The sequence below is a fragment of the Pseudocitrobacter faecalis genome (genome assembly GCF_965231525.1).
GTDB classification, from domain to species: domain Bacteria; phylum Pseudomonadota; class Gammaproteobacteria; order Enterobacterales; family Enterobacteriaceae; genus Pseudocitrobacter; species Pseudocitrobacter faecalis.
Map to the genome: position 1 here is coordinate 2,495,411 of NZ_CBDDNJ010000002.1, position 13,739 is coordinate 2,509,149.

At 53.5% G+C, this 13,739-nt stretch carries 17 protein-coding genes; 10 read left to right on the forward strand and 7 right to left on the reverse strand.

Features of this window, described 5'->3' with window-relative positions:
- Positions 1-4 precede the first annotated feature (4 nt).
- Both fliE and ACOXYR_RS12585 read right to left on the reverse strand, forming a co-directional pair.
- Positions 5-346 (reverse strand): flagellar hook-basal body complex protein FliE, encoded by a 342-nt coding sequence (gene fliE / locus ACOXYR_RS12580; RefSeq protein WP_421355960.1) that lies wholly within the window; start codon positions 344-346, stop codon positions 5-7.
- A gap of 14 nt (positions 347-360) precedes the next feature.
- Positions 361-1,347 carry a sigma-54 interaction domain-containing protein gene (locus ACOXYR_RS12585; protein WP_421355959.1) on the reverse strand — a complete coding sequence of 329 codons (987 nt, stop codon included), beginning with the start codon at positions 1,345-1,347 and terminating at the stop codon, positions 361-363.
- A 386-nt stretch (positions 1,348-1,733) separates the two neighbouring features.
- Between ACOXYR_RS12585 and ACOXYR_RS12590 the strand changes: the two genes are divergently transcribed.
- The 9 genes from ACOXYR_RS12590 to ACOXYR_RS12630 all read left to right on the forward strand — a co-directional run bounded on the left by ACOXYR_RS12590 (position 1,734) and on the right by ACOXYR_RS12630 (position 8,692).
- A complete protein-coding gene (locus ACOXYR_RS12590; protein WP_421355958.1) occupies positions 1,734-2,585 on the forward strand; it encodes a FliM/FliN family flagellar motor switch protein in 852 nt (283 codons plus the stop codon).
- A complete protein-coding gene (locus tag ACOXYR_RS12595) occupies positions 2,578-2,949 on the forward strand; it encodes a FliM/FliN family flagellar motor switch protein (protein ID WP_189623589.1) in 372 nt (123 codons plus the stop codon). Before ACOXYR_RS12590 ends, ACOXYR_RS12595 begins: the two co-directional genes overlap by 8 nt.
- A complete protein-coding gene (gene fliP / locus ACOXYR_RS12600; RefSeq protein WP_421355957.1) occupies positions 2,946-3,698 on the forward strand; it encodes a flagellar type III secretion system pore protein FliP in 753 nt (250 codons plus the stop codon). Before ACOXYR_RS12595 ends, fliP begins: the two co-directional genes overlap by 4 nt.
- Entirely contained in the window at positions 3,698-3,973 is a 276-nt protein-coding gene (locus ACOXYR_RS12605; RefSeq protein WP_113858532.1) for a flagellar biosynthetic protein FliQ, read from the forward strand. The genes fliP and ACOXYR_RS12605 overlap by 1 nt, the downstream gene beginning before the upstream one ends.
- A 1-nt stretch (position 3,974) precedes the next feature.
- Positions 3,975-4,757, forward strand: a complete 783-nt coding sequence (fliR, locus tag ACOXYR_RS12610; protein WP_421355956.1) for a flagellar biosynthetic protein FliR — start codon at positions 3,975-3,977, stop codon at positions 4,755-4,757.
- A complete protein-coding gene (gene flhB / locus ACOXYR_RS12615; protein ID WP_421355955.1) occupies positions 4,747-5,886 on the forward strand; it encodes a flagellar type III secretion system protein FlhB in 1,140 nt (379 codons plus the stop codon). Before fliR ends, flhB begins: the two co-directional genes overlap by 11 nt.
- The gene (gene flhA, locus ACOXYR_RS12620) at positions 5,870-7,963 is read left to right on the forward strand and encodes a flagellar biosynthesis protein FlhA (RefSeq protein ID WP_421355954.1); all 2,094 of its coding nucleotides are present in this window, start codon (positions 5,870-5,872) and stop codon (positions 7,961-7,963) included. Before flhB ends, flhA begins: the two co-directional genes overlap by 17 nt.
- Positions 7,964-8,064: 101 nt before the next feature.
- A complete protein-coding gene (locus ACOXYR_RS12625) occupies positions 8,065-8,343 on the forward strand; it encodes a type II toxin-antitoxin system HicA family toxin (RefSeq protein ID WP_000598760.1) in 279 nt (92 codons plus the stop codon).
- Positions 8,336-8,692: a type II toxin-antitoxin system HicB family antitoxin gene (locus ACOXYR_RS12630; protein ID WP_407732539.1), complete on the forward strand. Its 357-nt coding sequence runs from the start codon at positions 8,336-8,338 to the stop codon at positions 8,690-8,692. The genes ACOXYR_RS12625 and ACOXYR_RS12630 overlap by 8 nt, the downstream gene beginning before the upstream one ends.
- 56 nt (positions 8,693-8,748) lie before the next feature.
- Here ACOXYR_RS12630 and ACOXYR_RS12635 read toward each other — a convergent pair whose 3' ends face one another.
- A complete protein-coding gene (locus ACOXYR_RS12635; protein WP_108474437.1) occupies positions 8,749-9,486 on the reverse strand; it encodes a C40 family peptidase in 738 nt (245 codons plus the stop codon).
- Positions 9,487-9,594: 108 nt separating this feature from the next.
- Positions 9,595-10,935, reverse strand: a complete 1,341-nt coding sequence (locus ACOXYR_RS12640; protein ID WP_108474438.1) for an MATE family efflux transporter — start codon at positions 10,933-10,935, stop codon at positions 9,595-9,597.
- A 197-nt stretch (positions 10,936-11,132) separates the two neighbouring features.
- Between ACOXYR_RS12640 and ACOXYR_RS12645 the strand changes: the two genes are divergently transcribed.
- Entirely contained in the window at positions 11,133-11,534 is a 402-nt protein-coding gene (locus ACOXYR_RS12645; protein ID WP_108474439.1) for a lysozyme inhibitor LprI family protein, read from the forward strand.
- Here the strand turns inward: ACOXYR_RS12645 and rutR are convergent.
- The 3 genes from rutR to ACOXYR_RS12660 all read right to left on the reverse strand — a co-directional run bounded on the left by rutR (position 11,531) and on the right by ACOXYR_RS12660 (position 13,493).
- A complete protein-coding gene (gene rutR / locus ACOXYR_RS12650) occupies positions 11,531-12,169 on the reverse strand; it encodes an HTH-type transcriptional regulator RutR (RefSeq protein WP_108474440.1) in 639 nt (212 codons plus the stop codon). The genes ACOXYR_RS12645 and rutR overlap by 4 nt on opposite strands.
- Before the next feature lie 65 nt (positions 12,170-12,234).
- The gene (locus ACOXYR_RS12655) at positions 12,235-13,158 is read right to left on the reverse strand and encodes a DMT family transporter (protein WP_108474441.1); all 924 of its coding nucleotides are present in this window, start codon (positions 13,156-13,158) and stop codon (positions 12,235-12,237) included.
- 158 nt (positions 13,159-13,316) lie between these two features.
- Positions 13,317-13,493 carry a con-10 family general stress protein gene (locus ACOXYR_RS12660; RefSeq protein ID WP_015964929.1) on the reverse strand — a complete coding sequence of 59 codons (177 nt, stop codon included), beginning with the start codon at positions 13,491-13,493 and terminating at the stop codon, positions 13,317-13,319.
- Between the last annotated feature and the right edge of the window lie 246 nt (positions 13,494-13,739).

Genomic DNA, 13,739 nt, shown 5'->3' on the forward strand with positions numbered 1-13,739 from the left:
AGGGTTAGATCGACATACTCATCAGATCGTTAAATCCGGTGGCGATTTTATTGCGCACCTGCACCAGCGCGGAAAAAGAGAGCGACGCCTGCTGGCTGGCGATCATCGCCCCGGCAAGGTCATCGCTTTTGCCCATGTCGATAGCCGTTTGCTGCTGTTCCGCCACCTGCTGGAACTGGTCAACATGACTGAGCGCGCCGCTCATAATGCGGTTAAACGACACGTCCGGGTCGGTGGAACTGAAGGTCATGGCGGGCAGCACCGACGCCTGGGCGTTGGCCTGCATCCGCTGCACGTCCTGCATGATTTGCGCCTGCATGGTGCTGTTGATTGTGGTAATGCTCATTTTTAACTTCCGGGTCAGGAGAAAACTTCAATACCGTGCTTGCGCATGGAGGCCAGTCGATAACGCAGCGCGCGCGGGGTAATGCCTAACAGGTCGGCGATTTTGCTGCGGTTGCCCTGATATTTACGCATCAGGTCGGCGATATATTGATACTGGGCGCTACGTCCGTGCTGGCCTAAATCGCGAGTTTCCGCAACAGGTACGGTGGGCTGAATGGGCCATTGCAGTTCTGTATTTTCGGTTACGTCTGTTTCTGGCAGACCGAGTGCGTCCGGGAAAATCACGCCGTCGCGATTTAAAATCATTCCCCGCTGAATGGCGTTTTCCAGTTGGCGCACATTACCCGGCCAACGGTAATTCAGCAGCGCGCGACGAGTGGATTCCGACAGGGTGATATTTTTCACCAGCACCGTGGAGTATTTTTTTATAAACGATTCGGCCAGCGGAATAATATCGTTCAGACGTTCACGCAGCGGCGGCATAGTAATGGGGATCACCGCCAGACGATAATAGAGATCTTCACGAAAACGTCCGGCAGCCACTTCCTGCTCAAGATTTTTATTGGTGCAGGCAATCAGGCGAAAATTAAGTTTAATTTGCCGATTACTGCCTAATCGTTCAACCTGCTGTTCCTGCAACACGCGTAATATTTTAGCCTGTAGCGCCAGCGGCATATCGCCAATTTCATCGAGCAATAAGGTGCCATTATTTGCCAGTTCCATTTTCCCCGGCACGCTGGCAATGGCGCCGGTAAATGCGCCTTTGTCGTAGCCAAATAAGGTGGCTTCCAGCATATTTTCCGGGATCGCCGCGCAGTTTACACCGATATAGGGTGCGTTTTCATTTTCACCAAAAGCCACGGTGTGAATATATTTCGCCACGCACTCTTTGCCCGCACCGGTTTCGCCCTGAATGAGCACCGGAACGTTAAAAGCGGCGACACGTTTTGCCAGCGTAAAAGCGTTAATGCTGGAAGCGGCAGATGCAATAAGTTCAGACATAGGACGAACGATATAAATAGCGACAGAAAACAGGATGTTCTGAAGCGTATCACCAGCGGGATTAACAATTCTGAATTAAACGATAATAAAAATATTATTTGTTTTTAAACAATGAATTACATGCAACGCCATGCCTGATGCGACGCTGCGCGTCTTATCAGGCCAACAAGCCCGCGCCCGAACGGTAGGCCGGATAAGGCGTTTACGCCGCATCCGGCAATGGTGCGCCGATGCCCGATATCTCACCTTTTAATCATTTAATTATTTTTTCACCCGATTAATAATTTGCCCCTTTCTCGCTCCCTCTATTTAATACCTCACCTTGTGTCACTGCCGGACTTGCGGACACAGAAACACCCTTACCATTACAGCAGAGAAAGTAACCCATGCTGAAGTACAGTAAAACGCCAGGCATCTTTAAATTAGAAGGTAATCGGCTCGGACGCCCCTACCATCGCCTGCCGACCCTGTTTACAGGGAATTTTGACATTATTGATTCGCATCTTGGCAGCTACTTTCTCAAAAAGCATCGCAGCAATATCACCTTAAAAAAGATTGGCTGCGAAATGGATATCAGCAATAAAAACGCCGAACTGATGGTTTCGCAGGTCGGGCATCTGGCGTTTGATATTGATCGCTCCTTGCTGTTAATGCTGCTGGGCAATTTTTATGGTCTGGAATCATCCCTCGAAGAGGCGAAATCCCACGATGGGCTGCCGACCAAAACCGAAATGCGTTTAAAAAGTCGGTTGGCGCTGGATATCGGCGCGCTGATTTTTAATCCGCAAACCTCCGGTATTGCGCTGAAATTAAAACTGGACAGCAGCACGGTGATTACCCACTGGGCGTATCAATTAACCTTTACCCTCGCGGGTGATGAAGAGAGCAGCTTTCGTATTTTGCTCGACGACGCCCATACCGATTTTATTTTAAATCTGATTCGCCACAGCGAACACAGTAAACCGCAGCAGGCGGCGAAGCCGGTTAATAAACCGGCCCTGATTAAAGAAATCATCCGCTCCCTGCCGCTGACCCTGAACGTCAAAATTGCCGAGCTGTCGATGAATGTCGCGGATCTCACGCAGATAAAAGCCGGCGATATTTTACCCATTTCGCTGGGAGAAACTTTTCCGGTAGCGATTGGGCAATCTGAATTATTTAGCGCCCTGATTGTGGAAGACAAAGACAAGCTGTTTTTGTCGGACTTAGCGGGCAAAAATGAGAATAGCCATGAGTAAACAAGACGATATTTTATCCGCGGATTTTGGCCTCACCGATGACGTTGCGCCAGCGGTGAAATCCGCCGACGCCGAGACGCTGGTCACCCGCCTGGAAGACCGCTTTTCCGACTCAATGACGCTGCTGAAACGCATTCCGGTGACCTTAACGCTGGAAGTGTCGTCGGTGGAGATTATGTTAGCCGACCTGCTTAACATCGACGACGACACGGTGATTGAACTGGATAAACTCGCCGGGGAGCCGCTGGATATTAAAGTGAACAATATCCTGCTGGGCAAAGCGGAAGTGGTGGTGGTCAACGAGAAGTACGGCCTGCGCGTGCTGGAGTTTAACACCCGCGACATCAACGATCTGGCGCCATGAAACGCCGCACTCAACTGATGCTGGGTCTGGCACTGCTGGCGCTCGCGCCGCTGGCACTGGCCCAGGGCGGCGATATTGCGCTGCTTAACGTGGTGACCCACGGCAACACCCAGGAATACAGCGTCAAAATTCAGGTGCTGATTCTGATGACCCTCGTCGGTTTGTTGCCGACGATGGTGCTGATGATGACCTGCTTTACGCGCTTTATTATCGTGCTGTCGCTGCTGCGCCAGGCGCTGGGGCTGCAACAAACGCCGCCAAACCGCATTCTGATTGGCATTGCGCTGTCTCTCACCCTACTGGTGATGCGCCCTATCTGGCTCAATATTTACGACCACGCGGTGGTGCCGTTTGAAAACGATCAGATTACCCTGACCGATGCGCTAAGCACCGCCGCTACGCCGCTCAAACGCTTTATGCTGGCGCAGACCGACAAAAAAGCGATGGCGCAAATCATGACCATCGGCGGCGCGACGGGCAATGCCGCCGACCAGGATCTCTCCATCGTGGTGCCTGCCTATGTGTTGAGCGAGCTGAAAACCGCCTTCCAGATTGGCTTTATGATTTACATCCCGTTTCTGGTTATCGACCTGATTGTCGCCAGCGTGCTGATGGCGATGGGGATGATGATGCTGTCGCCGCTGATTGTTTCGCTGCCCTTTAAGCTCATGCTGTTTGTGCTGATCGACGGCTGGTCGCTGACCATCGGCACGCTCACCACCAGCATTCGCGGGCTGGGGTTGGGCTGATGACGCTGACCGTTGACGTAGCCGCCGACATTGTCGCCAGCGGCATAAAAGTGGTGATCCTGCTGGTTTCGGTGCTGGTGGTGCCGAGCCTGCTGGTCGGCCTGCTGGTGAGCGTGTTCCAGGCGGTAACGCAGATTAACGAACAGACCCTGAGCTTTCTGCCAAGGCTGATTGTCACGCTGGTCGTGCTGGGCGTGTGCGGCAAATGGATGATTATCCAGTTGCATGACCTGTGCATTCACCTGTTTAGCCAGGCCGCGTTGCTGGTGCATTAAGATGCGCACAAGCGACGTGACACAACTGATGGATCTGGCGCTGGGGCTGTGGTTTCCCTTCGTGCGCATAATGGCGTTTCTGCGCTATGTGCCGGTGCTGGATAACAGCGCCCTGACCGTGCGCGTGCGGATTATTTTGTCGCTGGCGCTGGCAATTATCATCACGCCGTTGATCCCGCATCCCATTCCCCATGATTTGCTTTCACTCAACAGCCTGATCCTGACGGTGGAGCAAATTTTATGGGGGATGTTATTCGGGCTGATGTTTCAGTTTCTGTTTCTCGCGCTGCAACTGGCCGGGCAAATTCTCTCGTTCATTATGGGGATGAGCATGGCGGTGATGAACGACCCGAGCAGCGGCGCATCAACCACCGTGCTGGCGGAGCTTATCAACGTCTACGCGATCCTGCTGTTTTTCGCCATGGACGGGCATCTGCTGCTGGTGAGCGTGTTGTACAAGGGCTTCACCTACTGGCCGATTGGCAACGCGCTGCATCCGCAAACTCTGCGGACTATCGCACTAGCTTTTAGCTGGGTGCTGGCATCCGCATCGCTGCTGGCGCTGCCGACCACTTTTATCATGCTGATTGTGCAGGGCTGCTTTGGTCTGCTCAACCGCATTGCGCCGCCGCTGAACCTCTTCTCGCTCGGCTTTCCCATCAACATGCTGGCGGGGCTGGTCTGCTTTGCCACCCTGCTCTACAACCTGCCGGATCACTATCTGCATCTGGCGAATTTTGTGTTGCAGCAACTCGACGCGCTGAAAGGTCACTATGGCGGATAGCAGCAGCGAAGAAAAAACAGAGAAGCCCTCGGCGCAAAAGCTGCGTAAAGCGCGTGAAGAGGGGCAACTGCCGCGCTCGAAGGATATGGGGCTGGCGGCGAGCCTGTTTGCGGCGTTTGTGGTGATTTCCAGCAGCTTCCCGTGGTATGCCGATTTTGTGCGCGAGAGTTTTATCAGCGTGCATCAGTACGCGCAGCAGATTAATAATCCGGACGTTATCGGCCAGTTTCTGCGCCATCACCTGTTAATTCTCGGCAAGTTTATTCTCACGCTGCTGCCGATGCCCGCCGCCGCGCTGCTCTCTTCGCTGGTGCCTGGCGGCTGGCTGTTTCTGCCGAAAAAAATCCTCCCGGACTTCAGCAAAATCAGCCCGTTAAAAGGCATTGGGCGGCTGTTCTCCAGTGAACATCTGGCGGAAACGGGAAAGATGACGGTGAAGTCGGTGGTGGTGCTGGTGATGCTGTGGATTAGCCTACGCAATAACTTTACCGCCTTTCTCGGCCTACAGGCGCTGCCTTTTAAGCTGGCGATGAATGAGGGTTTATCGCTCTACGCCAGCGTGATGCGCAACTTTGTCATCCTGTTTATTTTCTTTGCGCTTGTCGACGTGCCGCTGGCGAAAGCCCTTTTCACCAAAGGGCTGAAGATGACCAAACAGGAGCTGAAAGAAGAGTACAAAAATCAGGAAGGCAAACCGGAAGTGAAGGCGCGCGTGCGGCGGCTACAACGGCAGCTGGCGATGGGGCAAATCCGCAAAGTGGTGCCGAAAGCCAACGTGGTGATCACCAACCCGACCCACTACGCCGTGGCGTTGCAATATGACACGTCGCGCGCCGCTGCGCCGTTTGTGGTGGCAAAAGGCACCGATGAAATCGCCCTCTATATTCGCCAGGTCGCCGCTGAGAATCAGGTGGAAGTGGTCGAGTTCCCGCGACTGGCGCGCTCGGTTTACTACACCACCCAGGTGAATCAGCAAATTCCGTTCCAGCTTTACCGGGCCATCGCCCACGTTCTGACCTACGTCCTGCAAATGAAACACTGGCGCGACGGCGCACAGCCGCGCCCGGCCCTGAACAGACATATTTCCATTCCCAAAGAGGTGCTTAAACTGGATGGCGAAAACAACTAAATCGTTCCTCGCGCTGCTGCGCGGCGGTAATCTCGGCGTGCCGCTGGTGATCCTATGCATTCTGGCGATGGTCATTTTGCCGCTGCCGCCTGCGCTGCTGGATATTCTGTTCACCTTCAACATTGTGCTGGCGGTGATGGTGCTGCTGGTGGCGGTGTCGGCAAAAAGGCCGCTGGAATTCAGCCTGTTCCCGACCATTTTGCTGATCACCACCTTAATGCGCCTGACGCTCAACGTCGCCTCTACGCGCGTGGTGCTGCTGCACGGGCATCTCGGCGCGGGTGCGGCGGGTAAGGTGATTGAATCGTTTGGTCAGGTGGTGATTGGCGGCAACTTTGTCGTCGGTTTCGTGGTGTTTATCATCCTGATGATCATCAACTTTATCGTTGTCACTAAAGGGGCCGAGCGAATCTCCGAGGTTTCTGCCCGCTTTACCCTGGACGCAATGCCCGGCAAGCAAATGGCGATTGACGCCGACCTTAACGCCGGGCTGATCAACCAGGCGCAGGCGCAAACCCGGCGTAAAGATGTTGCCAGCGAGGCCGATTTCTACGGCGCGATGGACGGGGCGTCGAAGTTTGTACGCGGGGACGCCATCGCCGGGATGATGATTCTCGCGATCAACCTGATTGGCGGCGTCTGTATCGGGATTTTCAAATACAACCTGAGCGCCGATGCCGCCTTCCAGCAATATGTGCTGATGACCATCGGTGACGGCCTGGTGGCGCAGATCCCTTCCCTGCTGCTCTCCACTGCGGCGGCGATTATTGTCACCCGCGTCAGCGACAACGGCGATATCGCCCACGACGTGCGTAACCAGTTGCTGGCAAGCCCGTCAGTGCTCTACACCGCCACCGGGATTATGTTTGTGCTGGCGGTGGTGCCGGGAATGCCGCACTTCCCGTTCCTGATGTTCAGCGCCCTGCTTGGTTTTACCGGCTGGCGGATGAGCAAACGCCCGCAGGCGGCGGAGGCGGAAGAGAAAAGCCTCGAAACGCTGACCCGCACCATCACCGAAACCAGCGAGCAACAGGTCAGTTGGGAGACCATCCCGCTGATCGAACCCATCAGTTTAAGCCTGGGTTATAAGCTGGTGGCGCTGGTGGATAAAGCGCAGGGCAACCCGCTCACCCAGCGAATTCGCGGCGTGCGGCAGGTGATTTCTGACGGCAACGGCGTGCTGCTACCGGAGATCCGCATTCGGGAAAACTTCCGCCTCAAGCCCAGCCAGTACGCTATTTTCATCAACGGCATTAAGGCTGATGAAGCGGATATTCCGGCGGATAAACTGATGGCCCTGCCCTCCAGCGAAACCTACGGCGAGATTGACGGCGTACTGGGGAACGACCCGGCGTACGGCATGCCGGTCACCTGGATTCAGCCTGCGCAGAAAGCGAAGGCGCTGAATATGGGGTATCAGGTGATCGACAGCGCCAGCGTGATTGCTACCCATGTGAATAAGATTGTGCGCAGCTATATTCCTGATTTGTTTAACTATGACGATATTACGCAGTTGCATAACCGTTTATCGTCGATGGCACCACGGCTGGCAGAGGATTTGAGCGCAGCGCTGAATTACAGCCAGTTGCTGAAAGTGTACCGCGCGCTGCTGACCGAAGGCGTTTCCCTGCGCGATATCGTCACCATCGCCACCGTGCTGGTCGCCAGTAGCGCGGTGACGAAAGATCCTATTCTGCTGGCAGCCGATGTGCGCCTGGCGCTGCGGCGCAGCATTACCCATCCGTTCGTGCGTAAGCAGGAGCTGACGGTGTATACGCTGAACAATGAGCTGGAAAATCTGCTCACCAACGTGGTGAATCAGGCGCAACAGGCCGGCAAAGTGATGCTCGACAGCGTGCCGGTCGACCCGAATATGCTCAACCAATTTCAGACGACGATGCCGCAGGTAAAGGAGCAGATGAAAGCGGCAGGAAAAGACCCGGTGCTGCTGGTGCCGCCGCAGTTACGCCCTTTGCTGGCGCGCTATGCGAGATTGTTTGCGCCGGGGCTGCATGTGCTGTCGTATAACGAAGTGCCGGATGAGCTGGAGTTGAAGATTATGGGGGCGTTGAGTTGATTGGGATTCTTTTCAATGCCATGCAGCATGACGTCATTGATTGACGTCATGCTGTAAACAGATTACGATGACACCATACAATGACGTCATGGATTGATAGTATGATTAAGGTCAGCGCGCTCGGCTCTCGTCATAGAAAAACATTCGACGATGTTATGACGGAGCCGCCAAAATCTGGAATTAAATGGGATGATGTTGTTGCACTCATTAAAGCAGTGGGTGGAACAATAAAAAATAACAATGGTTCCAGAAGGAAATTTCAGATTGGAACAACCAAATTCAGTACACATGAGCCACATCCAAAGAATGTGATGGATAAAGGTGCAGTAGCAGGTCTTAAGGAGTGGTTCGTTAACTGTGTAGGGGTAGATTATGAATAAAGCATCGAACATTATCACAATTAAAGGTCAACCAGCCGCAGTGACATTTGAAGCCGATATCAACGCATTTCGCGGCAAATTCCTCAATGTAAATGGTTATTGCGACTTTGTGGCGACAAGCATTGAGGCGTTATACCGGGAAGGTGAAAGTGCGCTGGATGAGTGGGTGGCGGATTGTGAAGAGGACGGCATTGCCCCTTTTCGTGAAGAAGAAGAGCAAAAACGCCTGACGCTTCGTGTTCCTCATCACATCGATTCACGGTTGACCATCGTCGCCAGACAACATTCCATTTCAAAAAACCAGCTCATTGTTGATGTTTTAGAACGTGAGTTTTCAGTCCAGATGTAAACAGGTCGGATGCCGGGTGGCATCCGACCCTTTATGTGTTCATCAGTATTTTCCGTTTACAAAATCGTCTCTTCCGTCAAAATCCGCCGCGCGCCCAAAAAATGATCCTGCCAGAAAGGTTCCCCTAACCGACTTATCCGAATGGTTTCGCCAGTACGCGGCGACTCGATAAATTGCCCATCGCCCAGATACACGCCCATATGATCGGCAATCTCGCGGCTGTGGATATGAAAAAACAGCAGATCGCCCCGGCGCAGATCGTTATTCGCCACAATGGTTGCCCGGCGATAGTGGTACATCTCGTTGGCCGTGCGCGGGAGTTTTGCCTCGAGGATCTTGTTGTAGGCATAAAAAACTAACCCACTACAATCGAAGCCTTGATCGGGCCGCGTACCACCCCAGACGTAAGGCTTGCCAAGCTGTTGCTCCAGACGGTGAATCGCCACTTCGGTGATATTGTGCAGATGGTCACTGCTTAAGAAATGGTTGTTTTCCGCCAGCGCCTGCCAGCGTCTGTCATTCGCCTTGAGTGGCGCAGGAAACCATTCAGGATGCAGTTTAATCTGCTCGCGGTTATGCTGGCGCAGTGCCCTTCTACTTTCAGCATTGCCTTCAACAATATAGCTGGCCTGTTTTTTCAAATGTACCTGGTACTGTTTTAGCAGCCGCGCACGGTTTTGCATCCGCTCGTGGGCGGCGTAACTGAAGGAAGCATGCGATGCGACAGTAAACGACATAGCAGGGAGCAGAACGCACCATGTAAACAAACAGCGCGCGAGGGGGTACACAGACATAACGGGCAAAAACCGGGTAAAAAACAGACGCTGATTTTACCGAACCGATGCCCAAAGCAGGGTTAATAATGGCTTATTAAAAGATTATTAACCCCGGTTCGCCGCTAATCAAAACAGCGATTTCGTCGTCCAGATTCGGCTCTGCCAGCGTCGGTACATCAACGCGGCTCTCACGCCCTCATCAATAATGTACGCCAACCATACTCCCACCAGCCCCAGACCGGCGGAAATACCCAGAACGTACGAGAACGGCAGGCTGACAATCCACATCACAATAATTCCGCAGATAAACGGAAAACGCACATCCCCGGTTGAGTTGAGTGAGCTGATCACGATGATGTTGGTGGCACGCCCAAGCTCCAGCAAAATGGAGTACATAAACAGCACCCGCGCCATTTCAATAATCGTTTCGCTTGGCGTAAACAGCGCCATTATAGGCCTTGCGAACGTTGCCAGCAGCGCACTCACCAGCAAGGCAATGAACAAGCCAATTCGCCAACTGCGCATTCCCTGACGATAGGCGGTATCCAGCTCGCGCGCGCCAATCGCCCGGCCAATGATAATTTGCGAGGCCTGGCCTATCGACATGGCAAACAGCGCGACAAACTGACTGATGCTGGAAGCGTAAATTTTGGTGGTCAGCGCTTCGGTACCCAACAGCGCGATAATGGCCGTCACCACCAGTTGGGAGCCTGCGTAGGATAAGTTCTCGCCGGCGGACGGCAGACCGTATTGCAGGATAGAACTGAGCATTTTGCGCGAGCACTGTTTCAGTTTCTGCCAGCGAAAACGATAGCCAATGTATTTATTCAGCAGCCAGACGCTCAGCACCATGCCCACAATGTTGGCGATGCTACTGGCAATGCCGACGCCGGTCACCCCCATGTCCAGAAAATGAAGCGGGCCATAGAGGAACATATAGTTGAGAATTACGTTCACCACGCTCACCGTGATGGGCACCACCATCGCCTGACGCACGTAACCGTGGGTACGTAAAATAGGCAGCACCGAGGAGTAAAGCGCAATAATCACCGAGCTGCCGCCAATAATTTGGATAAACGGCGCACCCACGCTGACCAGGCGTTCGCTCAACCCGAGTGCGCGCAAAAAACCTTCCCCCAGAAAAATAAAGAGAAAACTCATCAACACGCCGATGATGAAGGCCACCACCAGCCCGTTAGTTATCACGTATTCCACGCGGTGAAACTTTTTCGCGCCAATAAGCTGTGCAACAACAATCTGCACACCTACGGTCAAAAAACCGTAAAAGATAACCGATATTGCCAGAATCTGACTGGCGACACCGGTCGCCGCCACCGCTTCATCGGAATAGTGCCCCAGCATAAACACGCTGACGTAGTTCATCAGCAATCGCAGCAACTGCTCGACAAATATCGGCCAGGCCAATGTATAAAGCCCCAGCCGAAAGGTATTTTCACCACCACACATCGCCCGTCATCCCTGTTATTGAACACTTTTTAAATAGCGGTGAATGATGATCAACCATCTTCACTCATGCGGTCTATGGCGGCGTATAAAATCAGAAAAGCGCACACTGGTAGGAGGTGATATTCCCAACTCGCCCCTTTCGCAGCGCAAGCGATTCGTACTATATTCATCGACATCTTTTTTAAGGGAGTGAACAGATGAAACGTACCTTACTGGCGATGATCACCCTGATGGCAAGCGGCCTGGCACTGGCGGATGAATGCAATGACGCCAGCACCCAGAGCGACCTGAATCAATGCACTGCCGCTCAATATCAGGCGGCGGATAAGAAGTTAAACGAGACGTATCAGGCAGCACAAAAGCGCGCACAGGAACCGCAGCGTGAGCAATTGAAAAAAGCGCAGAACGCATGGATTGCTTCCCGCGATGCCGATTGCGAACTGCTCAGTTCCAGTAGCGAAGGTGGTAGCGTGCAGCCAATGGTGCGTAACCAGTGCCTGACGGATAAAACCGCCGAGCGGGAAGCCTTTCTCGCTTCCCTGTTACAGTGCGAAGAGGGAGACCTGAGTTGCCCGCTGCCGCCCGCGAACGCCAATTAACGGACACGAATGCCTTCGATAATCATCTGCTGCACATTGTCGACCGTGCGCTGAAAGAAGGCGTCATCCTGCAATGTCGCGCCCGTCACGGCTTCCACCTGGGTGGCAAAATCCGCATAGTGCTGGGTCGTTGCCCAAATCATAAAAATGAGGTGATGGGGATCGACTGGTGCGAGTTTCCCTGTATTGACCCACGCAGCGATAATCGCGGATTTTGCCTCGACCAGCGCCTTCAAATCGCCTGTCAGTTCGTTCATCAGCAACGGCGCGCCTTGCAGCATCTCAAGGCAGAACAGTCGCGACGCCTGCGGGTAGTCACGTGAGACTTCCAGTTTCAGCCTGATGTACTCTCTGATTGCCACCAGCGGGGCGAGATCTTCACGAAATGCTTTCAGGGGCGCCAGCCAGATAGCCAGAATTTGCCGCATCACGGCGATATAAAGCGCCTCTTTAGAGGGATAGTAGTAGAGCAGATTGGTTTTTGACACGCCGGCAAGCTCCGCCACCTGCTCCAGGCGTGTGCCATGAATACCGAACTGGGAAAAAGTATCGAGCGCAGCCGAAAGAATGGCTTGTTTTTTTGCACTGACTGCCTGCGAGCGTTTTCCGCTTTTCTTAGTTGCGTCCTGAGCCATACGCCCTCTCCTGTAATTAGCCTCCACAGCATAGCAAAAGCGGGAGGCATACACAGGCGTGATACTTACGGCTCCTGATTAAGTGATGCTTCCGTAGCCGATTGCGGTATCTTTTTACGCTTAAATTTCATTTCACTGACCAGTACGCCCACCACAATAAAGGCGGCGCCGAGTAGCGCCAGCGCGGGTAAACGCTCCCCCGCCAGTCGGCCAAAAATCCCCGCCCATACGGGTTCACCGGTATAAATAACCGTCGCGCGCGTCGGCGATACGCTGCGCTGGGCCCAGTTCATGGTCACCTGAATAATGGCGCTGAAGATCCCCAGTCCCAACGCCACTATCAGCAATCCAGAGGATACAGGCGGCACGCTTTCGCCAGCAGGTACCATCATGGCGAACGCCACAATCGACGCCGTCGCCAGTTGTACAACGGTCACCCGCCGCACATCGACTTTCCCTGCCCAGGCGCTGATAAGAATAATTTCAGCAGCAATCGCCACCGCGCTGGCAAGCGTAATCAGCTCGCCCTGCCCGAGCGCCAGCAAATCGCCATTTGGCCCGGCAAGAAAAATCAGCCCGATAAAAGCCAGCACGATGCCCACGCAGGACATCAGACCCGGCATTCTCCCCAGGCAGAGCCACTGCAACAGCGGCACCAGCGGAACATACATGGCGGTAATAAAAGCGGATTTACTGCTGGGAATCGACTGCAATCCCCAGGTTTGCAGGCTGTAACCCAGCGCAATGGCGATACCAATCACCATGCCTGCTTTCAATTCAAGACGTGTCAAACCACGCAGTGAGCGCGCGCAAAGCACTCCAACGGCGACCGCTGCCATCGCAAAGCGTACGCCAACGAAAAAGAACGGCCCACTGAGGGAGACCGCGTACTGCACGGCGAGAAAAGTGCCGCCCCAGAACATGGTGATGAGGATCAGGATAGCTTCCTGAGGCTTAACAGAGAATGCGTAGCGTGAGAAAAAAGACATGATGCCGCCGGGAAATCAAACAGCCTTACAGTGTGCAGTGAGCAAGGTCACAGTTCAAGGCGGAGACGCATAATAAAAAGCCGCCGGATCCATCGGCGGCGGAGGGGGTTACAGAGTGTATAAACACTCGCTACGGATTAACTCAGCCATGTGAGAGGTTAGCTGTTGCGGTTGCTACCATGGCTGTTTTTCCCTCCCTTTTTACCTGCTTCGGAGGCGCGCTGCGGATCATTTTTGAAATTACCGCCGCTGTGCTGGCCACCCTTACGACCTGCTTCTGATGCTCTGTCCCGGTCTTCAGCAAAGTTACCTGAACCACCACGATGATTTGCCATTTCTGACCTCCAGTTGATTAGACATCATATTGCATTACGTGAAATCAGGGAGTCATTCCCCCGCAGCAATGGCGTTGACCATTTTTTGTGCTGCGTGACACTAAGCTTAGCGAACTACGCAGGTTTATGAGGGGGTTTGTAACATTTTGTAATGGGTTCATGGCCTCAGAACACCGTTACGATAAGAACGCGTCATAATTAACTCTTATCTCAACGAAAAAATGCATAAGAGAAAGTGTGTCATGA

Coding starts and splice junctions, on each gene's coding strand:
- fliE (WP_421355960.1), bottom strand. CDS start 346: ATGAGCATTACCACAATCAACAGCACCATGCAGGCGCAAATCATGCAG.
- ACOXYR_RS12585 (WP_421355959.1), bottom strand. CDS start 1,347: ATGTCTGAACTTATTGCATCTGCCGCTTCCAGCATTAACGCTTTTACG.
- ACOXYR_RS12590 (WP_421355958.1), top strand. CDS start 1,734: ATGCTGAAGTACAGTAAAACGCCAGGCATCTTTAAATTAGAAGGTAAT.
- ACOXYR_RS12595 (WP_189623589.1), top strand. CDS start 2,578: ATGAGTAAACAAGACGATATTTTATCCGCGGATTTTGGCCTCACCGAT.
- fliP (WP_421355957.1), top strand. CDS start 2,946: ATGAAACGCCGCACTCAACTGATGCTGGGTCTGGCACTGCTGGCGCTC.
- ACOXYR_RS12605 (WP_113858532.1), top strand. CDS start 3,698: ATGACGCTGACCGTTGACGTAGCCGCCGACATTGTCGCCAGCGGCATA.
- fliR (WP_421355956.1), top strand. CDS start 3,975: ATGCGCACAAGCGACGTGACACAACTGATGGATCTGGCGCTGGGGCTG.
- flhB (WP_421355955.1), top strand. CDS start 4,747: ATGGCGGATAGCAGCAGCGAAGAAAAAACAGAGAAGCCCTCGGCGCAA.
- flhA (WP_421355954.1), top strand. CDS start 5,870: ATGGCGAAAACAACTAAATCGTTCCTCGCGCTGCTGCGCGGCGGTAAT.
- ACOXYR_RS12625 (WP_000598760.1), top strand. CDS start 8,065: ATGATTAAGGTCAGCGCGCTCGGCTCTCGTCATAGAAAAACATTCGAC.
- ACOXYR_RS12630 (WP_407732539.1), top strand. CDS start 8,336: ATGAATAAAGCATCGAACATTATCACAATTAAAGGTCAACCAGCCGCA.
- ACOXYR_RS12635 (WP_108474437.1), bottom strand. CDS start 9,486: ATGTCTGTGTACCCCCTCGCGCGCTGTTTGTTTACATGGTGCGTTCTG.
- ACOXYR_RS12640 (WP_108474438.1), bottom strand. CDS start 10,935: ATGTGTGGTGGTGAAAATACCTTTCGGCTGGGGCTTTATACATTGGCC.
- ACOXYR_RS12645 (WP_108474439.1), top strand. CDS start 11,133: ATGAAACGTACCTTACTGGCGATGATCACCCTGATGGCAAGCGGCCTG.
- rutR (WP_108474440.1), bottom strand. CDS start 12,169: ATGGCTCAGGACGCAACTAAGAAAAGCGGAAAACGCTCGCAGGCAGTC.
- ACOXYR_RS12655 (WP_108474441.1), bottom strand. CDS start 13,158: ATGTCTTTTTTCTCACGCTACGCATTCTCTGTTAAGCCTCAGGAAGCT.
- ACOXYR_RS12660 (WP_015964929.1), bottom strand. CDS start 13,493: ATGGCAAATCATCGTGGTGGTTCAGGTAACTTTGCTGAAGACCGGGAC.